The following is a 23,770-nucleotide window of genomic DNA, read 5'->3' on the forward strand; positions in this document are numbered from 1 at the left end:
ATGGGCTTGATATAGATAAGTTGTTGCAGAACAATTTGTGAAATATAGCGATATGCAAACTCGCAGGTGAAAGTACAGTGAGTAGAAGGCCTACTTGTTGAACACCTCACTACAAAAACCGGCATTTATTTGTAAGTAAATGCCGGTTTTTTTTACGCGCTTAGCTTGCTTTTTCTAGCTCGACGGGTACACCGTTCAACACTGCATTGCCAGACAATTCATCCACCAGTAAATCGTCAGTAAGTATGTTGGTGTTTACACCCGGATGCTGACTTGCCACAGACAACTTTATACCTTTCTTGTTATGTCCCCATCCATGTGGGATAGACACCACACCTGGCATAATTGCATCCGTGATTTCAGCCTCTATGGTGACTTGGCCCACTCGTGATTTCACGCGTACCTCATCGCCATCTGCAATGCCGTATCTTGCCCCGTCATCAGGGTGAAGCTGGAGCGTACAGCGGTTGTTGCCTTTCACCATACGGGGGCTGTTGTGCAGCCACGAATTATTGGTTTTAATATGTCTTCGCCCTATCAAAACGAGGGGCTGATTTTGTGCTGTAACATAGCTCGCTTTTCCAAAGAAATGCGTGTTTACCCTGTCCAAATCAGCCATGAAGTAAGCAAAATCTAAGTGAATCTTTTTATCTTCATGGAACAATGCATGAGGCAGAGACGGTTGCAGCGGGCCTAAATCAATACCATGCGGATGTGCTTTAAGCATATCAAGGGACAACCCCCGCGCTCGAGCATCAAATGAAACCTTACTTGAGTCTGCAGTTGAACTTTCGCTTAAGTGAGTACTTGAGTTATCACTAGCAGCTCCCTCTTCAGACAGGGCTCGACTATAAAGCCCTGATTTTAATAAATCGTCCACGACACCTTTAGGTTGCTTGCCCCAAAGCCCAGCGTAGTGGGCTGTGTTTTTTCCGTTTAGCGCATCGAGCCGTTCTGCCAAAGACAAATAAATCTGCCAATCGGTAAGCTGATCTTTATCGACCTCCACCACAGCTTCAGAATATTTAGCAAAGTTACGTACCGCAAAATTATGAAATACAACGTCGTAGTGGTCGCGTTCTAGCGCAGTTACCGGTGGAAGAATAACATCAGCATGACGAGAGGTTTCGGTAACGTAGAAGTCTACGGCGACCATAAAATCGAGTTCTTCAAATGCTCTATCAAGTTGCTCTGCGTTTGGCGTGGTGACAACAGGGTTGCCCGCACCAACGACCATGGCCTTAATTTGACCTTCTCCTGGGGTTAAAATTTCCTCGGCCAAACACGCTACAGGGTATTCGCCCGCAAAAGCAGGAAGCCCTCTAACCCGAGAGCTAAACCCACCCATACTTCCTTTACCTGATACTGGCAAAATATCTGCTGCTGGCTGGGTAAACATCATGCCGCCGCGCTTATCTAAATTCCCTGTAAGCATGTTAAACAGCATAATGAGGTATTGGGTTAGTGTTCCAAACGCTTGAACGCTTGCTCCCATTCTGCCATAGCAAACTGCAGATTCTGCATTACAGAAATCGACAACAAGCTGCGTTATCTGTGAAGCTGAAATCCCCGTTAGCTCGCTCACTTTTTGCACAGAGTAATCTTTAACGTAATTTTCAACTTCTTTTATATCTTCTGCATAGGGCAAAATCCCATCCATCTTGTGTAACTGCTTTTCAAACAGCACATTCAGCATAGCCAGTAATAACAGTACGTCGCTTCCTGGGCGAATAAAGTGATGCTCGCAGCTGATATCGGCAGTTTCACTTCGTTTAGGGTCAATAACGACGACTTTTCCGCTACGCTGTTGAATGCCCTTTAAGCGTTTTTTCACGTTAGGCACTGTCATAATGCTGCCATTAGATGCCAGAGGGTTTCCACCAATGATCATAAAGTGCTGAGTATGATCGATATCGGGAATTGGAACTTGCGACATATGACCAAACAGCCTGCGGCTAATGATGTGGTGGGGTAGTTGGTCAACCGACGTAGCAGAATAACGATTATGGGTTTTAAGAGCCCTATAGAAATAGGGCCCGAACAATATCGACCCCATATTGTGCGCATTAGGATTCCCTAAATACACGCCTACCGCATTGCTGCCGTGTGCCTGCTGAATATTGTGTAGGTTGTTAGCGACCAGCTCAAAGGCTTCATCCCAGGTGATCTCTTCCCAGGCGCTCTCTTCTCCTTCAAGTCTTACCCTTTTTATCGGGCGTTTTAAGCGATCAGGGTCGTCGTACAAATCTTTTAGCGCACTGGCTTTCGGACAAATATGACCTTGGCTAAAGGGGTTCTCTTTATCCCCTTTTATTGACAGTATTTGACGGCCTTTTGTTGCTACTTCAATACCACACATTGCTTCACACAGTGTACAAGTAGAATAATGTAATTGTTGTTCAGCGTTGCTCACGGTAATTCCTACACAATCTATTGTTAATAACTTGTTATGAAGTTAGCGATTATTGCTGTAATAGACAAGCATCATTGAGAGTGATGGTAGGTGGACAGGACTATCTGAAGTCGATAAGCGGTTGTTTTAGCAGCGGCAGTTTTTTAAACCCTAACTCTATGACGCTTTAGCAACATAGCAGCGCCGCTATCTTCCATTTAGCGCTGCAAGTATGTGCGCTGATAGCTTAGACCAACTTCTGAGCAGCGCTTTTACAACAAGGTGTGGTCGTCATACCTAAAGTCTCGAAATATTGCTCAAATTTAGCGAATTAAATGTGAAACAAGCGCAAGCGTTAACAACGCTTGAAAATTGTTCAATGTGAGTTAAGCGCTAATATCAGGCTTGCAATCGCATTAGCTAAATAAATATCTCTCACTTTGCAGTAATATTAACCCTAGTTTTACAATTTAAGAGTACGTAGTTTCACGTTTAGTCATGTACTCTGATGTAGACAGAAAATAAATAACAAGCACCTGGAAACACCAATATGATAACAACAAAGAAAAGTTTACTGGCCATCACGCTAGTAAGCGCTCTGGGCTTGGGCGTAGCACCTACTTTATACGCTCAAAACGACAGTGAAGAAAATACAGAATACGAGCTCGATAAGTGGGAAGTGAGTACCCCCCCTTACGCGCTAAACGAAGTTAACATTAAAACCAACGAGACCACATGGTCTAGCTTAGACGTTGCTCCCAACGGCAAGTTCATGGTTTTTGACATGCTGGGCGACTTGTACAAAGTTGACATGAGTGGCGGCGATGCAACGCCGCTTACCCAAGATTTTGCGTGGAATATTCACCCTGCAATTTCTCCCGATGGAAAACAGGTTGCGTTTATCTCAGATAAAGATGGGTTAAGCAATGTGTGGGTTATGGATATTGACGGCAGCAATCTTCGTCAGGTAACCAAAGAAAAGAGTAATCTTATCCACTCACCTAAATGGAGCCCAGACGGCGAATACCTAGTGGTAACTAAAGGCATTATGTCTAGCCGCAGTATTCCGGCAGGCGAGATTTGGATGTACCACAAATCCGGCGGCGACGGCCTTCAAATTAAAGCCCGTAACAGTGGCAAACGCGACCAACAAAACATTGCCGACCCTGTGTTTTCTCACGACGGTAAGTACATTTACTTTACCGAAAATACGGTTCCAGGCGCCCACTTTGAATACAACCGGGACCCGCTAGAGGGCATTTTTGCTATCACTCGCTACGACCGCGAGACCGGCGAAGAGAGCCGCTACATAAGCGGTACAGGCGGCGCGGTAGTCCCTACGCCATCTCCTGATGGAAAATACATAGCTTTTGTACGCCGCGTTAAAGACAGAACCGCGCTTTTCATTAAAGACATCAAGACAGGTGTAGAAACACCGCTGACATTGGAATTAGAGCGTGACATGCAAGAAGGTTTTGGCTCAGAAGGCTACTTTGCCTACTTTGACTGGATGCCTGACAGCAGCAAAATTGTATATTGGACAGGCGGTAAGTTTCACACCATCGACGTGGAAGATAAAGCCACCAGCACCATGGAGGTGACCGTTGAAGGCACGGTGAAATTTGCTGATGCGTTACGTTTTGACGTTGATGTAGCACCTGATGAATTTGACGTTCGCATGATCCGCTGGTCGCAAATGTCGCCCAACGGTAAAACTGTTCTCTTCCAAGCACTAGGAAAGCTATACGTGCGCGACATAAAGTCGGGCAAAATTAAGCGCCTGACTAAACAAAACGACCATGATGAGTACTATCCCCGCTTTTCTAACGACGGAAAATCAATTGTTTATACGACTTGGAATGACCAAGACTTAGGCACCGTTCGCGTAGTTTCTGCCCGCGGTGGTAAAGGAAAAGTCATTACCCAGCAGCCAGGCCACTACATTGAGCCGTCGTTCTCTGCCGATGGCGAGAAAGTAGTTTTCCGCAAGTTTACGGGCGGCTACTTGCTAGACCCGAAATACTCAGTTGAGCCAGGAATTTACGTAGCAGACCTTGAAGAAGATACGGTCGAAAAAATCTCTGAAGGCGGCTACAACGCGCATTTCGCCGGTAGCGATGACCGCGTATATTTCACCGAGTCAGCTGGCGGCGAAGCCTATTATGAAACGCAACTTTCTAGCGTTAACTTTAAAGGTAACGACAAGCGAACTCATCTATACGGCGCAGATAAGGTGAGTGAGTACAAACTTTCACACGATAAGAAGTGGGTAGCTTTTGTATATCAATTTAAAACCTACGTGGCGCCTTTTGTTGAAAATGGTAAGCGCGTTACCATAGGTCCGAACATGACCTCACTGCCGGTAACGCAGCTTTCAAGCCGTGCGGGTGAATATCTGACGTGGTCGCCTGATAACAAAACCCTAAGCTGGTTTAACGGCCCTACGCTGTTTAGTCGTTCACTAGATGAAGCCTTTGCCTTTGTTGACGGCGCAGCTGAAACTTTGCCTGAGCCAGTCGCTGAAGGTATGGATTTATCGTTCACTACTAAAGCTGATAAGCCATCTGGTTACAAAGCCTTGGTTGGCGGTAAAGTGGTAACCATGCGCGATGCTGACAATACCCAAGAGGTGATTGAAGATGGCGTTGTGCTTATTAAAGACAATCGCATTGAAGCGGTGGGTAAACGTGGCGACGTCACCATCCCTGAAGGCGCTATGCAGATAGACACCTCAGGTAAAACTATTATTCCAGGGCTAGTTGATGCGCACGCTCACGGTTCGCAGGGCCGAAATGAAATTATTCCTCAGCAAAACTGGAGTCAGTACTCGAATGTGTCGTTCGGTGTAACAACCATTCATGACCCATCAAACGACACGACAGAAATTTTTGCTGCGGCAGAATTACAGCGTAAAGGCGATATAGTTGCGCCGCGTATCTACTCCACCGGCACCATTTTATACGGTGCGGAAGGACTAGGTTACAAAGCGATTATCAACAACTACGAAGATGCCTATTTCCATGTAGAGCGCCTAAAAGAAGCCGGTGCTATTTCGGTTAAAAGTTACAACCAGCCGCGTCGCGACCAGCGTCAGCAGGTACTGTGGGCAGCAAAAAATCAAGAGATGATGGTGGTGCCTGAAGGTGGCGGTAAGCTTCAGCAGAACCTGACTATGCTGGTAGACGGTCACACCGGCCTTGAACACAGTATTCCTGTTGAAAAAGGCTACAGCGACGTAACTCAGCTATGGAAAGCTACAGAGTTTGGCTACACGCCGACCTTTGTTGTGTCGTACGGCGGCATGATGGGTGAAGAGTACTGGTACGACAAAACAGAAGTGTGGAAGAACCCGCGTCTTCTTCGCTATACCCCGTCAACAATTCTAGATAGACGCGCTATTCGCAGACCAACTGCGCCAGAAAACCAGTACAACCACCAAAACGTAGCCAGCTACGCCAAAGAGCTTCGAGATAATGGGGTCAGTGTACATATTGGCGCCCACGGTCAGCGTGAAGGCTTAGCTGCGCACTGGGAGCTGTGGATCATGGAACAAGGCGGCTTCACGCCATGGGAAGCACTGCGTGGCGGCACTATCGATGGCGCGAAACACCTAGGTATGGGCAAAGATCTTGGCAGTATCGAAAAAGGTAAACTTGCTGACCTAGCGGTGATTGATGGCGACGTACTAAGCGACATTAGAAAGAGTGAATTCGTAGAATACACTGTACTGAATGGACGCGTATACGAGTCGGCCACCATGAACGAGGTAGGCAGCAAAGAAAAACGCAAGCCCTTTTTCTTCGAACAAGACAATGCCACCTTTATGCCGCAGCAAACGGCAGATGAAGTGGAAGCGAAAGCACACCACTATCATTGGGAGCATTAATAAGTGAACCGCTAAACAAAAGGGGCTTCACATTATGTAAAGCCCCTTTTTACTCTCCGTCATTTTATTTAGTCTTGCTATCGGTTTCGCCCATACTGTTCGTGTGACGACACCCAGTCTGACGAACTAATGGCAGAAGCTAAAGATATCTCGCCGGCTAGTACCACCGACGCCACGATTTCTGCAAATTTGTACACGCGATCTCGACCGTAGCAGTCTAACAATTCTAAGCATTCTCGCTGTGTACCAATACCAGTCCCGCCGCCATAGGTAGCCACAATAAGGGAAGGAATGGTGATAGATACGTACAAGTCGCCATCGTCAGTTAGCTCTGAATACATCATGGCCGCCGACGACTCCGACACGTTTGCTACGTCTTGCCCTGTTGCTATAAACATGGCGGTAATACCGTTTGGCGAATGTAGGCCCGTATTATTCACACCCGACAAAAATGACCCTACGCCAGCCACACGGCCATGATAATCGATTTGTTTAGGGTCAACGCGCATTACCTCTAATAAATGCTCTCGCTTAATGGTGGCTTCAGCAGTCACACGTTTACCACGGGTACGCATAATATTTATTTGAGAGGCTTTTTTGTCGGTAGCAAAATTAGATTCAAGGTAGAAGTTCTCTATTCCCTCGTAATGGTCGAGTATCCACCCGCAGGCAGCAAAGGTTGCGCGCCCCACCATGTTTTGGCCTGCAGCGTCGCCTGTCTTAAAGTTAAACCTTAAAAAGGCAAACTTATTCGATAGAAAATGATCAATATACGTCAACTTAGCGATACTTGAGGTTGCCTCAGCTTCTTCTTTAATCTTTTCGAAGTTCGTTTTTATCCACTTTACAAAGTCCCTGGCACCTCGTGCATTCTCAAAGATGAAAACCGGCGCACGCTGCATGGCGTCATCGACTACCGTTGCTGTTACACCACCGCTCATATTAAGCAATTTCATACCGCGGTTGTACGACGCCACCAACGTTCCTTCCGTAGTTGCTAGCGGCACTACAAATTCCCCTTGTGCATGCTCTCCGTTTATCTTTAAAGGCCCGGCAATACCAATAGGAACTTGTGCTACACCAATGAAATGCTCAATATTGCCTTTTAGCGCTTGCGGGTCGATGCTGTACTTACCTACATGATCAATTTTCTTTCCCGTGGCGCTTTCGAAATACTCTTGGCGTGTTTTTATAATGCTCTCACCATAGTCATCCATATCGTCCCGAGGAATAAAAACACTGCGTTGTCCTGGCGCAGTTATATTATCTTCTACTTCAAATTTAAGCTTTCCAAAGGGAGAAGCAGAAAAGCAAATGCCTAATTTACGTTTTTCAGGACAAGGGGCTTCATCAACATCTAAATGCACGGTAATGGTTTGACGCAATCCAAAGTGCTCTCCGTCTGATTTATTTAATTCCTCTACAGAAATGCTAGAGTCAGGAGTTAGCTGAAGTGAAATTTTATGTTCTGGAATTTTTTCGCCATCAAGGGATATCCACTTCACTTCTTTAATGACCGAGTCTTTTAATCTATTTTTCAAAGAAAACGATAAGCCATTATCTGTCTTTGTAAGACTAGCGCGTGTGTAAAGTTGCTTTAAAAGTATGCTGGGCACAAACATGAGTCTTCCTTCTGTGTATTCTTACCGTGCTTTTTTCATATTCCTTGTTTTTTATAGCACATTCTTTATACAGTTCTATGACTTCTTACTAATTTCTCGCTATTTTCTTGCTCGATATCAACATTCAATTTTAGGCCAAGCACTTTCAAAAATGCGCCAAGCCTAATGAAGCCGCGTGCTACCTAAAAAATAGACCTTAGCTGCAATTCATCACCTCCCCACTACACCTAAAGTAAACACCGTCACCGCAGTTATGTTGACCACAAGGTATCTGGTAGTAACAAAACGGAGGCATCAAGGATTGTGACGCCAAGGATTAATAGCCGATACGGAAGCGGCAGCCAGATACTTTTTACGTGTAGTAGAGCATTTAAAACTGGATTGTTTTAACAAGTGCTTCGATTACGAAGAGCAAAAGAGAAAGGGACGACTATGAGAACAGAGCTGTTTAGAAAAGAAGTTATTGAGGAACAATCAAATGCTGCTGTAGGCAGTTTTTTAATGACGCCTAAACCAATTATCTCAGCTATTGCTGGCCTGCTCGTGACGTGGATTGTGGCTGTTGTTGTTTATCTAAATATGGAAAGTTACTCACGCAAGGCGTCGGTAAACGGATGGCTAGAACCGAGCCATGGCGTTTTTAAGCTTTATTCAGATGCTAGGCGCGGTAAAGTGCTCAATGTGTTAGTAAGCGAAGGCCAGTTAGTCGAAAAAGGCGCACCGTTAATAAAAATCAGCTACAGCAGCAAAGATGCATTAGGCAATAGGATTAGCACACAGTTACTTATTGAGCTTGAAGCTAAGCAAAACAGAACGTATCAAAGTATTCAGCGCCTTCGCGCTTTGCATTTGTCTCAACAACAGCGTTTAGAAGAACAACTCTCCCAAGCAAAAAGGGACTCAACAGCATTAGAGGCCGTTGTAGCATTATCCCAATCACAGTGGCTTTTGGCATCAAAACAATGGGATAAAGCTAAAACTTTGCTAGACCAGGGCAATATCAGCCGTGCTGACTTTGAAAACCAAACGCTTCAGCGTTTGACCGCAGAGCAACAGCTTACTCTGGCGAAAAAAGACTGGAGAAGCGAACAAGCTAATATTGCAGATCTCACACATGAACTCGGCACTTTGCCGCAGCAGCAAGCTAACGAGATGGCGACGGTAGAGAACACATATAGTGACCTCACTCAACAGATTGTAAACCATAAAAGTAATACAGAAGAGACAGTTTATGCGCCACATACAGGTGTGGTATCAGGTCTACATGTAAAAACGGGTTATACCGTTGACAGTTCTCGCCCGCTCCTGACTCTGCTTCCTGAAAATACTGACATTCAAGCGCGCATAGCAGTACCCGTGCGATCAGCGGGATTTTTACGCAAGGGGCAGGCCCTTCATATTCGTTATGACGCATTTCCCTATCAAAAGTTTGGCGTACAGTCTGGAGAAATTGTGAAGATTTCCCCGTCGTTGGTCCTGCCCGGCGAGCTTTCCGATGTACCGATCTCTATAAGCGAGCCCGCCTACCTTGTTACCGCAACACTCAGTACAAACGAGATATTGGCCTATGGAAATCGCATTTCATTGAAAGCAGGGATGACATTTTCAGCAGACGTAAATTTAAGTCAACGCACCTTGATGGAGTGGTTAATGGAACCGCTATATAGCATCACAGGGAAACTTTAATCATGATGCGTACTAAACAACCCTTTTCGGTGAACTTCCTTTATACCAAGCGAGTACCCGTTATTTTACAAAGCGAAGCTGCTGAATGCGGGATTGCTTGTATGGCCATGATTGCGCAGTACTACTCTGATAAGCGCGACCTCAACGCCTTACGTCAAACCATGTCTGTTTCGCTGCGAGGTACAACGTTAAAAGATGTGATGCGAATTGCCAGTGACTTGGGTTTTCAAACCCGCGCTATCAAGGTAGAAATGGAGCATCTTGAGCAATTATCCTGCCCAGCCATAATGCATTGGGGTATGAATCACTTTGTTGTATTAACAAAAGTGAAGGGGAAAACAATCACCATCCACGACCCCGCACTTGGACAAAGAAAGTTCAATTTTGACGAAGCCTCAAAGCACATCACGGGTATAGCGCTAGAAGTCGCACCAAGCGACACATTTAGCCCTAAAAAGTCTATGCCACGTCTTGGACTTACTCAATTTTTCTCGCGCACGATAGGCTTTAAACGCAATTTACTTACCCTTTTCGCGCTATCGATAGTACTGCAACTCTTTGCCCTTGCTGCACCTTACTACATGCAAACAGTCGTAGACGACGTACTGATATACAACAACGACGCATTGCTCAAGGCCCTTGCCATTGGCTTTACCTTAATATTAGTCATTGAAACCTTTACCAGCGGTATAAGAAAGTTCGCTATTTTATCTGTTTCTTCTCGCCTTCAACTTCAAATGTCAGCATCGGTTTTCAAGCACCTTCTATCACTTCCGTTGGACTATTTTGATAAGCGACATATTGGCGATGTAGTATCCCGTTTTGGCTCGCTAGCGAGTATCCGTGAATTTCTGACGACTGGATTGGTAACCGCGTTACTTGACGGGATAATGGCGATCATCACTTTAACGGTAATGATTCTATATTCATTCAAACTCACCCTGGTGGTTGTTGCGATTGTGCTTACCTACCTAGCCGTTCGCCTTGGCCTACTGCCATTTATTAAGCGACTTACCACTGAACGCATCGCCCTTGCTGCCTCTGAACAAAGCCACTTCATGGAGAGCGTGCGTGCCATCTTACCTATTCGTGTGTACGGTCAAGAACAACAACGCCATGGACATTGGCAAAACAAACTAGTAGCCACGCTCAATAAAGACATTACGCTTGGAAAAATCAATATTGGCAGTGCACTGACCAACCATTTCTTGTTTGGTGCTGAAAACTTGATAGTTGTTTACATTGGCGCAAGTCTTGTTATGGAGGGTAACCTTTCCGTAGGTATGTTGCTTGCGTTCATGGCATACAAAACACGCTTTATTGGTGCTCTGGATGGAGTAGTTAACAAGCTAATAGAGCTAAATATGTTAGGTATTCACTTCACCCGCTTGAGCGATATTCTACTTACGCCAGTTCAGCAAAAGCCTAAGTTACTTAACAGCAAAATTGGGCCTATTGAGTTTGCAGAAGCTCAACCAACTAGCCCGTTCTTTTCAACCTCAACTATTCCCAACACATTCTCACGCAGTACTTTATCTTCTGAAAGGCTAACTAATACAAACTCTGATACAAACGGAGACTCACGCATTACGGCGCTTGATGCACACTCTCTTAGCTATCGCTACAGTGATACAAATGATTGGGTGTTCAAAAACCTAACGCTTTCAGTGAAACAAGGAGAAATCGTAGCGATTATAGGTGACAGCGGATGCGGAAAGAGCACTTTACTAAAGTGCTTGATGGGCCTTTACTCGGTTTCAAACGGCAGCATAGAGCACCCTTGCTTTACAAACCCAGTTATTGCGTCAGTACTTCAAGAAGACGTCTGTTTAAGTGGCACTATCGGCCAAAATATTTGCTGCTTTGAAGAAGCGCCCAACCTTAACAAAATGGTTCACGTCGCTCACCTCGCCTGCATTCACCACGATATTATGCAAATGCCCATGCAATACCACTCTTTGGTAGGTGATATGGGAAGCAGTTTAAGTGGTGGACAAAAACAGCGTCTGCTTTTAGCAAGAGCCCTTTACCAAGAGCCTGACATTTTGTTTTTAGACGAAGCAAGCAGCCACTTAGATATGGCAAACGAGGCTCAGATAAATCACCACCTTAAGTCTCTAAAGATGACACGAATTATTGTGGCACATCGCCCTCAATCTATCGCCATGGCAGACAAAATCTATCGTTTGTCAAAAGGCACATTACACCCATGCTCTCCCACTGAAGTAACAGGAAGCGCAACATCAGGTAAACACGGAGAAACACGATGAAAAAACATGAAATTAGAGAACCAGCAGTATTAATGACCGCCGCTGAACGCATGCAAATAGGTGAAAGTGGCCTTACCGCTAGTGGCAGCGTTATTCCTATCGACTCTTTGTCGAAACGCGAGTTACAAGTAGTGCACAAAATAATGGAAGGCCGCTCTAACAAGGTTATCGCCTCAGAGCTATTTATCAGTGAACGAACGGTAAAGTTTCACTGCGCCAACATTTATAAAAAGCTCAATATTAGTAGCCGCTCAGCACTTATCGCCTGTTGTTTTAGAACACTTTACCAAGAGGTGGTTTCGCTCTAAGCGTAGCCACTTTATTACTCAAAACGCCACTACAAGGAGCGTACTTTATGAAACACCATCAACTAACTCAAAACCAACCAACAACTACTGAGCCCGTTGCTTTAGCCGAAGCTCAGCTGTTTGAGGTATCCGGCGGTCTACGCATTCGTTTAAGCGATAGCGTGCCGGTAGTCGGCCCAGCCCCCAAAGAGCCGGTTTATATAACCTTGGCCATTGGTGAAGGCGGCGGCAAACTACCGGATATTCTGTCGTAAATTTAGCCCACTAAGGTCAACACATGGATAAGGTATTAACTATGTCATTTCCATGTGTTGCTCTTTTAGCTAATAGATTCCTACAACCCACAACCCGTTAGCAAGGAGCGCGAATGCACGTTGCACTTTTAGGAAGTGAGAAAGATCCACAAATTCAACACGTAGGGAAGGCGCTTAGTCAAACAGCTACTCCTTTTTATATCGCTAATACGCAACAATTCGGTTCAGCGTGGAGTATTAGCTATGATCCAGATTTTGATGATGGGTTAATCCACTTTAACTCATCCTCTTTGTGCGACCAGCCCAGAGTGACTTTTTCGAACACCAAAGCGGCCTACTGGCATGAATATTTGCCGGGGACTTCGTTGACAGCATCAGGTGAGAATAGTCGCCCCGATCACACTGCGAATAACAAAATTAAAACCGAAAAGCCTAACGATAAGTCATCTAACCTGCTAGAAAATGCTACTTGGACCGAGCAAGAACGGGCTAGCACTTTACTTTGTTGGTTTAGCTATAGCGACATCAAGTGGGTGAATTCTATCGACGCCGTGAGAAGCCACCAATGTAAACCTTATCAATCGCGTATTGCAGGCAAATTAGGTGCTCATATTCCCTACACCTTTGTAGGTAACGCACCCGAAGTTGCCTCTCAGTTTTGTAACAATATGCGAGAGATTATTTATAAGCCCGTACGCGGCGGTCGCACAGCACAGTTTGTAAATAAACAACCTAATATGCGTCCACTTCTTAATACGCTTTTAGCTGAACGCCCCGTTACCTTTCAAAAGTATATCGCCGGCGTAAACGTACGAAGCTATGTGCTTGGCGATGATGTGCTAAGCGTACAAATCGACTCAAGCGAACTAGATTATAGGAACGACGACAATGCCAGTGTGTCTGTGACTATTATCCCAAACGAGGTGCAGCGTATGGCCATTAGAATTTGCCAAGCGTTAGGCATGCATTGGTGCGCAATCGACTGGCGTAGAAGTGCGAAGGGAAAGTACTTTTTTCTAGAGGCGAACCCCAGCCCTTATTTCCTAAAAGTAGAGAACGATACTGGCATGGATATAACAGACAAATTGGTGTCGCTGCTTGCGAAGATATAGTTTTTATAAACATTTTAATAAAACCTATTTGCTTCTAAGCGCTTTTGTAAATTCTCTCAGCTGTTATTTACATAGCTGTTAAAAATGCTTATTGACAATACACCCTCAACCTATCAACATGATAGGTAACGGATGGATAATTATGGTCCGAAAGTCCCCCAAAGGCGTTAAGGAATTCCCTCTTACAGCGGAAACTGCAAGGAAGATAATGAGCGATCTTGCAGAAAACCATACTCATAGAATTCGGTGGAGTAAGCATGTAAAGCAGCGTATGCATGAACGAGGGGTAACTACAGGTCAGGTGATGACTTTACTTAAGAGTAAATATTCAGTGTTTAGGGAAGGGCCATATCTTGATATAACCGGAGACTGGAAATTTAATCTGAAAGGTTTAGCAGCGGGAAAAGTCATTGAACTAACCATAGCACTAAAGAATCATCATGATAGTCCAACATCAGTTCTTGTTACTGTCTGGATAGTTTGAGAGGTTTATATGTACCATTACACTGAAAGTGGGTTGTCAAATGTGTTTCTGAAAAATGGTGTTACTGTTGAGATTGTCGACGGCGAAGAATACACAAGTATTGACGACATGAACGGCCTACATAGCGCGATAGCGCAAGCGATTGTAGACACCAACAAACCTCTTGCACACGATGAGTTTAAATTCTTACGTATTGAATTAAATATTTCTCAGAAAATACTCGCGACTCGTTTTGGTGTCGATGAACAAACCATTGCACGTTACGAGAAAGGGCAAACGAAAATTCCAAGGACAACAGATGCTGCTTTAAGGGCGCTGTACATGGAAAGCCAAGAAAAGAATAATCCTGTTAGTTACTTTCTTGATCTACTTGCCGATACTCAGGCTGAAGAAGCTGCAAGTATAATTCGTCTTGAAGAAATTGAAGATCACTGGGAAAAAGTGGCAGACTAAACCTTACTTTTTTCCAACAAAAAAGCCGACGTCATTCATGGAGTCGGCTTTTTACTAACTATTTGTGTAGAAGCGAATACTCACAACCCAACTACAGGATGAGGCCTCTTCTTAGCTATTAATTAAAGGATGAAACGCGATAGGTCTTCGTTATCTACCAAAGTTTCTAGATGGCTGTTAACGTAATCTGCATCAATCACGAACGACTCACCGCTTTTCTCAGAAGCATCAAACGAGATGTCTTCCATTAGGCGTTCAAGCACGGTGTGCAAGCGACGTGCGCCAATGTTTTCAGTACGCTCGTTCACCTGCCATGCCGCTTCTGCAATACGCTGAATACCCGAATCGTCGAAGCTGATATCAACCCCTTCTGTCTTCATTAGCGCAATGTACTGGTGGGTTAACGACGCATTTGGCTCGGTAAGAATGCGTTTGAAGTCGCCTACTTTAAGGGCAGATAGCTCAACGCGAATAGGTAGACGCCCCTGCAGCTCTGGAATAAGATCCGACGGCTTGCTCATCTGGAATGCACCCGAGGTAATGAACAAGATATGGTCGGTTTTAACCATGCCGTGTTTTGTCGATACCGTAGAGCCTTCTACAAGTGGAAGCAGGTCACGCTGTACGCCTTCACGAGAAACATCGCCTGACGTATTGCCTTCGCGCTTACAAATTTTGTCAATTTCGTCTACAAACACAATTCCGTGCTGTTCTACTGACTCAATGGCTTTTTCTTTCAAATCTTCTTGATTTACAAGGCGTGCTGCTTCTTCTTCAATAAGCAGTTTGAACGCTTCTTTAATTTTCAGCTTCTTCTTTTTCTTTTGCGAACCCGACAAGTTTTGGAACATGCCTTGAAGCTGATTAGTCATTTCTTCCATGCCAGGAGGCGCCATAATTTCTACGCCCATCTGCGGAAGTGCCACATCAATTTCAATTTCTTTGTCGTCTAAGTCGCCCTGACGTAGCTTCTTGCGAAATGCTTGGCGCGTGCCGCGGTCTTCAACGTCTTCTTTGTTGCCCCAGGCGTCTTCTGGAGGAGGAAGTAAAACGTCTAAAATGCGCTCTTCCGCCGCTTCTTCAGCGCGGAATTTCACTTTTTTCATTTCATTTTCTTTCGTCATTTTTACCGCGATGTCGGCTAAATCACGAATGATGGTTTCAACTTCTTTACCCACATAGCCCACTTCGGTGAACTTTGTCGCTTCAACTTTAATGAAAGGCGCGTTAGCAAGCTTTGCTAAACGGCGAGCAATTTCAGTTTTACCCACACCCGTTGGGCCAATCATCAAGATATTTTTTGGCGTAACTTCTTGGCGCAGCTCAGGCTCAAGCTGCATACGGCGCCAGCGGTTTCTAAGTGCAATAGATACAGCGCGCTTGGCATCTTGTTGACCGATAATGTGTCGGTCTAACTCGTGAACAATTTCTCTTGGTGTCATCTCAGACATGAATAAACCCTTTTCTAACAATACTTGTTGTACTTGCTACGCAAACGAGCGACAACAAGCCAATAACAGCTTTCGCTATTACTTAGTAATCTAGTACATCAACCGTTTGGCTATGGTTAGTGAATACGCAAATATCACCGGCAATGGTCAGCGATTTTTCAGCAATTTCTTTAGCACTTAGTTCGGTATTATCTAACAGAGCGGTAGCTGCCGCTTGTGCGTAGTTACCACCAGAACCAATAGCGATAAGATCTTGTTCTGGCTGTACTACGTCGCCGTTACCGGTAATGATAAACGATGCGGTTTCGTCTGCTACGGCAAGCAGGGCCTCTAATTTTCGAAGCGCCCTATCAGTCCGCCAGTCTTTGGCAAGCTCTACAGCGGCTTTAGTTAAATGTCCTTGGTGCGCTTCAAGTTTGGCTTCAAAGCGTTCAAATAGCGTAAATGCGTCGGCTGTACCGCCCGCAAAGCCCGCTAGAATTTTATCGTGGTACAAACGGCGCACCTTGCGTGCATTGCCTTTCATTACGGTATTGCCTAGTGATACCTGTCCGTCACCGGCCATTACCACTTGATTCCCACGTCGTACAGATACAATCGTTGTCACGTTACTTCCCCGTTTAGCTGGGCGCTGCTGCGTTTTATATGTACCTTTTTCGCGGAACTAAGGCAGCAGCGTAATAATTCAATAACAAATAAGTGGGGGAAGGCATTTTAATTTCAAGGGTAAGGCAAAAGAATGTGCGCTCAGAACTGCCTACTATATGGGCTCAGTGTGTGCGCTATTGTATTGAATACTCCATTTATTGAGTGCATACTCTCGCCGATAAACCCTATGGCCGATTGAAATAATGCCTAGGTGATAGAGCACAGATAAAGTAGCAACACTGAAGCCGCTACATAATGGTATTAAAGGAGTGATCGTGAAGTATCAGGGAAGAATCCATCAATGGGACGATGCTAAAGGTTTTGGCTTTGTAGAGCCTAATGGTGGTGGCACACGCGCGTTTGCTCATATAAAGGCGTTTAAACAGCGCTCCAGGCGGCCAGTTAATGGCGACATTATTGTTTATGAAGTTGAGCAAGACAGAAAAGGTAATCACCGCGCCTGCAACATCAGCTTACTTAAAGACCACAAAACAAAACGCTCACGCGCCAATAAGCCCACCTCGCAAAGAAAGCGTAATGTTATCGTACTGAGCCTATTCTTTGGTGTACTGGCGTTATCCGTATTGGTAGACCAGTTACCGACCATAGTACCGATTATTTATGGGGCGGTAAGTATGCTTACCTTACTGTTTTACGGTATTGATAAATGGGCCGCGAAAAACGACAAGTGGCGAATTTCAGAAGCAAAACTGCACCTATTAAGTTTATTGGGGGGCTGGCCTGGCGCACTGCTAGCCCAGCAGATGTTTAAACACAAGCGCAGTAAATCGGCATTTATGAGGGTTTATTGGGTAACGGTTTTAGTTAACCTCATTTTGCTTGGGCTAATTGCATTTGAAGTTATTAGTACTCAGGCATTCATGATAGTAATTTAGCGAAATCGATACACTTCAATTTCAAAATCAAAACCGCTTTCATACCCCTTTACATACACCCATCCTTTGTTCGGTAGGCGTTTGTACTCACTTTGATTTAAGCATAAGCGCCCATCGGATAGGGTGCCGCTCTCTTTTAGCAAAAGTGGATGTCGACAGTGCTTAGAGCCGCTGCCTTTTTCATAAGCAAATTTTCGTTCTATTTCTAATCCCTATGGGGCTTACTACATGCTATCAAGTGCTACAAATTCCAGTACCAAATTTGGCATGTGGCAATGTTCACTTTACGCAGGCTGTGCTTAGCTTTTTCTGCATCTCGCTTAGACTCATAAGGGCCAAGAATAACGCGGAACCAATCGCCGTTGCTGCCAGTGCTGTGTCTGATAAGTGCTTCTAAACCTTGGAATGCAATTTTGGCTTTCATCTCTTCAGCCTGTGCGCGAGTTCTAAACGAAGCGCACTGCATTAAATAACGTTTATCCGACTTTTCCTGCTCCCTTACTTCAACTTCTACCTCGTACCCTGGCAGGGTCTTAATGTACTCCCATTCTTCTTCAGGCAGTTCAGGTAAAGACTCTTCTGTGGGGGCAACAGGTCGCGAAGCTTGTGTATCTACGTCATCTTCTACATTGTCTTTTATCGACCACAAAAATACACCGAAGCCAATCACTAAAGCGAAGATGCCTATGAGACGAACAATAGGAAGCTTCCCAGAAACAGAGGCGTTAGATTGTGCGTTAGATCGCGCATTTGTGGCCGGCTTTCTACCTTTACCAGCGGGCTTCTTTTTTTGAGGAGTGCGTCCACGAGAGACATAATCGCGTTGAGCCATAGTCGGCAATATTCCTACTTGTTATCGTTGTTTGTATGCGTAAGAAAACGTCATATACCAAATCTACATGAAGAGACAGCATATCTGCAGCTTCAATCGTGCAGAAATTTTAACGTATTGCTACCCAACAAGCTAACTGAAATCGGTAGGATCTATATCTATTGACCACCTTACCTTCATTGCCTGCGGCAGCGCCTGTAAAAATGGCAGCGCTAAACGTAGTGCATTATGAAGCGGAGCGCGTTTTTGATGGCTGCACACCAGCATAAACCGAAACCTGCCTTGCCGCTTTTCTATTAGACAAGGAAACGGACCGTTTATTTCAATGGCATGCTGCTGATTAAATACTTGCTTACTTTCCTGTAGAAAGCGATAAGCCAAACTGCTATCGGTAGCCTCTGCGCGAACAACAAACTGGCTAATAAAAGGGGGTAACCCTGCTGCCTTACGCTCCATTAATGCGTGTCTGGCGAAATGCCCATAACCGTTATGCACTAAGTCTTGTAGCAAAGGGTGATGAGGATTATGGGTTTGAAGCCACATTTCACCAGGCTTGCTGGCGCGCCCTGCTCTTCCAGCAAGCTGAGTAACAAGCTGGGCAAGCTTTTCTGGTGCTCTGAAATCGGCACTAAAAAGAGCACCATCACAATCTAGTACTGCTACTAGAGTGACATGAGGGAAGTGATGCCCCTTTGATAGTATCTGGGTGCCTACCAGCAGCTGGTACTCTTGTCGATTTATTGCATCAAGGGTCTGGTGTAGCTTGTCTTTGCCCCGCACGGTATCGCTGTCTATGCGCACTTGTTTAACACCGGGAAATAAGCTTGCAAGCCCTTGCTCCACTTGCTCGGTCCCCGTACCCGCCGTAACTAATTCATTATGGTGGCACGCTTCGCAATTTGATGGCATTGAACGCATGCCCCCGCAGTGATGGCACTGTAAACGGTTTTGAGCTTTATGTACGGTATAAGGTCGGTCACAGCGCTTACACATTACGGTTTCACCACAGTGATGACATAGCAGTGCGGGCGCATAGCCTCTGCGATTCACAAACACCAACACCTGATTTCCTGCGCTAATGTGCTGGCGCATTATCGTTAGCAGACCTTGTGAAATACCGTAGTGAATTGGCTGGTCGCGCGCGTCTAACACATGCTGATGCGTGCTTTTTGCCCCTCCCGCTCGCTTAGTTAGCTGTAAATGTGCATAGCGGCCACTTAATGCATTATTAAGTGTTTCAAGCGCGGGCGTGGCACTACCTAATAAAAGAGGAATATTGTGCTGTTTAGCACGCATAGCAGCTAAATCGCGAGCGTGGTAACGCAGCCCATCCTGCTGTTTAAAAGACTCGTCGTGCTCTTCATCCACAATTAACATGCCGGGGTTATATAGTGGCGTGAAAATAGCCGAACGAGTACCTATGATAATACCGAGTTCACCGGCTTTTGCACGCTGCCAAACATGTAAACGTTCTTTATCAGAAATCTGAGAGTGTAGAACGCCCACCGCAATACCAAAGCGCTTTTCAAAACGAGAAACCGTCTGGGGTGTAAGTCCAATTTCTGGCACAAGTATAAGCACCTGCTTTCCGTCACGCAGCAAGGGTTCGATGGCTTGAAGGTACACTTCCGTTTTACCGCTACCAGTAACCCCTTCAAGTAAACTTACCGCGAAGTTACCTTGCTGACGGTTTAGCGCGGCAATGGCAACCGACTGTTCAGTGTCTGGAATTGGCTTCTCAGATAAAGCTAAAGAACTAAGCCAGCTGCTTGGCTTAAATTCTGGCGTTATTTCTTCGATACTTGCTAATGACTTTTCAACGACGGCTTTGACCGCAGGTGCACCATATTGCTTACGAGCTTGCGAAGCTAATAAGGCACCACCAGCCAGTGCAGTGAAACAGGCTTGTTGTTTAGGCGCTCGCGATAACGTGTCTGCAGCCGTTTGTTTACCTTCTTCGGTAAGCATTAGCATGTCTTGTGGCGTGGGGGCCGCCGAATCGCCTTTGCGCAATAAAACAGGCAGCATAGCGTGCAGGACTTCACCCGGCGCATGATGATAATACTGCCACAGCCACTGAGCCATTTTTAGCAACACATCATCTATAATGGAGCTGTCGTCAAGTACCGACTCGATAGCTTTTAACTTGTCGACGTTGTCAATTTCACTTTCAGGTTTTTGTAGGGTTTCAACAACCACACCCACTAATTTGCGTGGGCCAAAAGGCACAACAACTCTCACACCCGCACTGAGTGCGTTGTCGTGGGTATATGTGAAAAGTTGGCGCAGTGGCACTGGCACGGCAACTTGGATAAAGGCCATTGCGGACGTTCTACCTTATTTGATGACTGTTACAGCGCGCAATGCGCATACTGAGCTTGTTATATTGAAACTGCTTATACTAAGGCTACTTGTTTAGCCACACACTACAGCGCTTTTTCTGTTGCTAGCATTGTACTTATATATTTAAGCGTATTGGCCTAGCCTTGAAACACAAATATTTAAACATATTTTACTGTTAAGCATAAAAAGAATGTTTTTTTGTTTTGCCCTTCTTGTACGGCTATCTTGCTTAGCCCTCTTGATTAACGATTGGGCAAAAACCGCTTGATCAAGCCACTCCCATCCTTTATTATGCGCCGCTCTTTTGCGATAGGCTGTTCTTTGAACGACTTATCATTTGAATTAAGTAACGTATGGTGTGCGACTTCGGGTTGTATAGCGATACGGCCTTATTATGTGAGGTAACCCAATGAAACAAGATATCCACCCAAAATACGAAGAAATCACAGCAACTTGCTCATGTGGTAACGTATTGAAAATTCGTTCTACGCTTGGTAAAGACATCAACCTAGACGTATGTTCATCATGTCACCCATTCTACACTGGTAAGCAACGTAACGTTGATACTGGTGGTCGTGTTGATCGCTTTAAGAAGCGTTTCGGTGCATTGGGCAAAAAGTAAGCCTGATATCGAGTTCGAAAAAAGCGCCTTTATGGCGCTTTTTTATTGCTCGCATTTCACGCTTCACATAAATAAGGTAAGCCAAACAGAGCACTACTACCGATATCTACCGAAAGCCAATGCTTCGCCAATGTAACTAATTATTGTAACTAGCTTTGCGACATTCAGCTTAACGCGAAATCAGTGAAGGTTTTTAGCGTTAGATAAGTGCCTATCCCAATTGCCGCCACTGACTGTCTTACACTGTTCTTCGCTATCAAAATAAATACCAACAGGCGCTGACTTAATTGACGCCAAAGCAATATTCACTCGGCTTATGAAGTCTATGTCCCATCCATTAGCTAACGCCCGCTGCTTCTCCTGCTCGGTATTGAACACGGCAATTACCTGCGGCGCTCTCCAATGCCCTACGTGCGTTAGCCAAACAAATCCATTGTTGTCAGATTTTACGTTTTCGCATACCTCAGTTAGCACGGCTACTAGTTTTCTTTCTGTCATGTCCTCGCCTTCAGTGTAACTTCTAAATAGGCTGTCATAGCATTTTATCAGAAATTTAGAATGGAAAATTACCAAGGTAATCACCTGCGTTGCATTTATCTAACTTGGTTTATGGCCGATAGATTAATCACCACGTTATCTTCTTAAAAACCTCTATTATCACCTATCATACAATAGACAGCCAGAATGAACCAATCGGCATATATAAATAACATGAATGACAATTATAGCCCTATTTTACTGGTCTAATTAGTATGTCTAACCTACATTGGTATCTGAGAATTCTGATCAGATATGTACACAGTGATTGGCTGTGTTAGAGTTGCGATCGGCACCTTGATAGTGAGCATTAATTTTGTGAATAATACTTAACTAACAAGGCTTGTGGCGCTTTTGGGTATAAATTTAGGTCTAAGCGTTAGACCTACTTCCAATTGCGGTATGTGAGGGAAATCAGAACGGATTAACGCCAGACCTGCAGTTTCCGACATATCACACCAGTGCTAACAACGATTTATAATCACTTTTGTCATTACTTGGTTGTAACGCGCTTACGTTTATCTACCTATAACTATAACGATAATAAAATAGCTACAGAGCGTGAACGATAACACCGATGAACCCTACATCTAAGGATACCTTTTTACATGTCAGATTTTAGACAACGCGCACTCGACTATCACGCCAAACCCACACCTGGAAAAATCCGCGTAGAGCTATCTAAGCCAGCCGATAGCGTAGACGACCTTGCTCTTGCCTATAGCCCGGGCGTTGCCGAGCCGGTGAGAGAAATCGCCGAAGATGCAGATAACGCCTATAAATATACGGGTAAAGGTAACTTGATTGCCGTTATCAGTAACGGAACCGCGATCTTAGGGTTGGGGAACCTAGGCCCACTAGCATCGAAGCCTGTTATGGAAGGTAAAGCGCTGTTGTTTAAACGCTTCGCTGGTCTAGATGCCATTGACATTGAAGTGAAGCATCGTACTACAGAAGAGTTCATCAATACTGTTGCTAATATTGCTGACACGTTTGGCGGTATTAACCTAGAAGACATCAAAGCGCCTGAGTGCTTTGAAATTGAGCAAGAGCTCATTAAGCGCTGTAAAATTCCGGTATTCCATGATGATCAGCACGGTACCGCTATTGTAACCGCAGCAGGTATGCTTAACGCTCTGGAGATTCAGGGTAAAAATATAGAGAGCGCTAAAATCGTTTGCATGGGTGCTGGAGCAGCAGCGGTTGCCTGTATGGAATTGCTTATTAAGTGTGGTGCCCAGCGCGAACGTATCTACATGTTAGATAGAAAAGGCGTTATCCACACTCGTCGCGAAGACTTAACTGAACACAAAAAACTGTTCGCTAACAATACTGATAAGCGCACCCTTGAAGATGTAATGGAAGGCGCAGATATCTTTGTTGGTGTATCAGGCCCTGATGTTTTACCGCCAGAAGCGCTTTCTTTGATGGCTGAAAACCCAATTGTATTTGCATGCTCTAACCCTGACCCAGAGATAAAGCCTGAACTTGCTCACGAAGTACGTAAAGACCTAATTATGGCTACCGGACGCTCTGACTATCCTAATCAGGTAAACAACGTGCTGTGCTTTCCGTTTATTTTCCGAGGCGCTCTAGACGTTCGCGCAACAGCCATTAATGATGAAATGAAAGTGGCGGCGGTTGAAGCCCTTCGCGCTATCACGAAGGAACCTGTTCCAGAAGAAGTATTAACTGCAAGTAAAAGTGACAGCCTAACATTTGGTAAGGAGTATATAATTCCTAAACCTATGGACCCGCGACTGTGCGAGCGTATTGCTACCGCAGTTTCTAAGGCGGCCATTGAATCTGGCGTAGCACGCTTGCCTGAATCCCCAGAAGAGTAGAGTTCTGGCGCGTAAGACTTTATTAGTTGAGTTAACGCTAAACCATTATTTGTTAAAAGCTGCGCTTAAAGAATACGAGCACATAAAAAACGGCGCTGTGTTGTAAGTTTAACTTACAACACAGCGCCGT

Annotated in this window: 18 protein-coding genes; 11 read left to right on the forward strand and 7 right to left on the reverse strand. The window is 45.0% G+C overall.

Annotation, left to right across the window (positions count from 1 at the left end; all coding sequences use genetic code 11):
• Positions 1 to 160: 160 nt before the first annotated feature.
• Positions 161 to 2,413: a molybdopterin oxidoreductase family protein gene (locus KL866_RS15785; RefSeq protein ID WP_025257591.1), complete on the reverse strand. Its 2,253-nt coding sequence runs from the start codon at positions 2,411 to 2,413 to the stop codon at positions 161 to 163.
• A gap of 529 nt (positions 2,414 to 2,942) precedes the next feature.
• On the opposite strand from KL866_RS15785, the gene KL866_RS15790 reads away from it, so the two are divergent.
• Positions 2,943 to 6,278, forward strand: coding sequence for an amidohydrolase family protein (locus KL866_RS15790; RefSeq protein WP_214995907.1), 3,336 nt, complete (start codon positions 2,943 to 2,945; stop codon positions 6,276 to 6,278).
• Between the two features lie 77 nt (positions 6,279 to 6,355).
• On the opposite strand, the gene KL866_RS15795 is transcribed toward KL866_RS15790, so the two are convergent.
• On the reverse strand, positions 6,356 to 7,900 hold the full coding sequence (locus tag KL866_RS15795) for a hydroxymethylglutaryl-CoA reductase (protein ID WP_214995909.1): 1,545 nt from the start codon (positions 7,898 to 7,900) through the stop codon (positions 6,356 to 6,358).
• A gap of 432 nt (positions 7,901 to 8,332) precedes the next feature.
• Here KL866_RS15795 and KL866_RS15800 point away from each other — a divergent pair, with 432 nt between their 5' ends.
• From KL866_RS15800 to KL866_RS15830, 7 genes are all read left to right on the forward strand, one after another.
• The gene (locus tag KL866_RS15800) at positions 8,333 to 9,586 is read left to right on the forward strand and encodes an HlyD family secretion protein (protein ID WP_214995911.1); all 1,254 of its coding nucleotides are present in this window, start codon (positions 8,333 to 8,335) and stop codon (positions 9,584 to 9,586) included.
• 2 nt (positions 9,587 to 9,588) lie between these two features.
• Positions 9,589 to 11,856 (forward strand): peptidase domain-containing ABC transporter, encoded by a 2,268-nt coding sequence (locus KL866_RS15805; RefSeq protein WP_214995913.1) that lies wholly within the window; start codon positions 9,589 to 9,591, stop codon positions 11,854 to 11,856.
• Complete coding sequence (locus KL866_RS15810) at positions 11,853 to 12,164, forward strand: helix-turn-helix transcriptional regulator (protein WP_214995915.1); 312 nt, start codon at positions 11,853 to 11,855, stop codon at positions 12,162 to 12,164. Before KL866_RS15805 ends, KL866_RS15810 begins: the two co-directional genes overlap by 4 nt.
• Positions 12,165 to 12,211: 47 nt before the next feature.
• The gene (locus KL866_RS15815; RefSeq protein WP_025257585.1) at positions 12,212 to 12,418 is read left to right on the forward strand and encodes a hypothetical protein; all 207 of its coding nucleotides are present in this window, start codon (positions 12,212 to 12,214) and stop codon (positions 12,416 to 12,418) included.
• Between the two features lie 113 nt (positions 12,419 to 12,531).
• Entirely contained in the window at positions 12,532 to 13,530 is a 999-nt protein-coding gene (locus KL866_RS15820; protein ID WP_214995917.1) for a RimK family alpha-L-glutamate ligase, read from the forward strand.
• 142 nt (positions 13,531 to 13,672) lie between these two features.
• Positions 13,673 to 14,014: a DUF4258 domain-containing protein gene (locus tag KL866_RS15825; RefSeq protein WP_214995919.1), complete on the forward strand. Its 342-nt coding sequence runs from the start codon at positions 13,673 to 13,675 to the stop codon at positions 14,012 to 14,014.
• Between the two features lie 9 nt (positions 14,015 to 14,023).
• A complete protein-coding gene (locus KL866_RS15830) occupies positions 14,024 to 14,467 on the forward strand; it encodes a helix-turn-helix domain-containing protein (protein WP_025257582.1) in 444 nt (147 codons plus the stop codon).
• Positions 14,468 to 14,589: 122 nt separating this feature from the next.
• Here KL866_RS15830 and hslU read toward each other — a convergent pair whose 3' ends face one another.
• Both hslU and hslV read right to left on the reverse strand, forming a co-directional pair.
• On the reverse strand, positions 14,590 to 15,918 hold the full coding sequence (gene hslU / locus KL866_RS15835) for an HslU--HslV peptidase ATPase subunit (protein WP_025257581.1): 1,329 nt from the start codon (positions 15,916 to 15,918) through the stop codon (positions 14,590 to 14,592).
• A gap of 82 nt (positions 15,919 to 16,000) precedes the next feature.
• On the reverse strand, positions 16,001 to 16,525 hold the full coding sequence (hslV, locus tag KL866_RS15840) for an ATP-dependent protease subunit HslV (protein ID WP_025257580.1): 525 nt from the start codon (positions 16,523 to 16,525) through the stop codon (positions 16,001 to 16,003).
• 316 nt (positions 16,526 to 16,841) lie between these two features.
• Between hslV and KL866_RS15845 the strand changes: the two genes are divergently transcribed.
• Entirely contained in the window at positions 16,842 to 17,462 is a 621-nt protein-coding gene (locus KL866_RS15845; RefSeq protein ID WP_214995921.1) for a DUF1294 domain-containing protein, read from the forward strand.
• A 241-nt stretch (positions 17,463 to 17,703) separates the two neighbouring features.
• Here KL866_RS15845 and KL866_RS15850 read toward each other — a convergent pair whose 3' ends face one another.
• Positions 17,704 to 18,294, reverse strand: coding sequence for an SPOR domain-containing protein (locus KL866_RS15850; protein ID WP_025257578.1), 591 nt, complete (start codon positions 18,292 to 18,294; stop codon positions 17,704 to 17,706).
• A 132-nt stretch (positions 18,295 to 18,426) separates the two neighbouring features.
• Positions 18,427 to 20,616, reverse strand: a complete 2,190-nt coding sequence (priA, locus tag KL866_RS15855) for a primosomal protein N' (protein WP_214995923.1) — start codon at positions 20,614 to 20,616, stop codon at positions 18,427 to 18,429.
• A gap of 430 nt (positions 20,617 to 21,046) precedes the next feature.
• On the opposite strand from priA, the gene rpmE reads away from it, so the two are divergent.
• A complete protein-coding gene (rpmE, locus tag KL866_RS15860) occupies positions 21,047 to 21,259 on the forward strand; it encodes a 50S ribosomal protein L31 (RefSeq protein ID WP_025257576.1) in 213 nt (70 codons plus the stop codon).
• Positions 21,260 to 21,439: 180 nt separating this feature from the next.
• Here the strand turns inward: rpmE and KL866_RS15865 are convergent, their stop codons facing one another.
• Positions 21,440 to 21,757, reverse strand: a complete 318-nt coding sequence (locus tag KL866_RS15865; RefSeq protein WP_025257575.1) for a hypothetical protein — start codon at positions 21,755 to 21,757, stop codon at positions 21,440 to 21,442.
• A 647-nt stretch (positions 21,758 to 22,404) separates the two neighbouring features.
• Between KL866_RS15865 and KL866_RS15870 the strand changes: the two genes are divergently transcribed.
• Positions 22,405 to 23,640 carry a malic enzyme-like NAD(P)-binding protein gene (locus KL866_RS15870; protein WP_025257574.1) on the forward strand — a complete coding sequence of 412 codons (1,236 nt, stop codon included), beginning with the start codon at positions 22,405 to 22,407 and terminating at the stop codon, positions 23,638 to 23,640.
• The last annotated feature ends 130 nt before the right edge of the window (positions 23,641 to 23,770 follow it).

It is taken from the genome of Alteromonas sp. ALT199 (genome assembly GCF_018619335.1).
Lineage (GTDB): Bacteria > Pseudomonadota > Gammaproteobacteria > Enterobacterales > Alteromonadaceae > Alteromonas.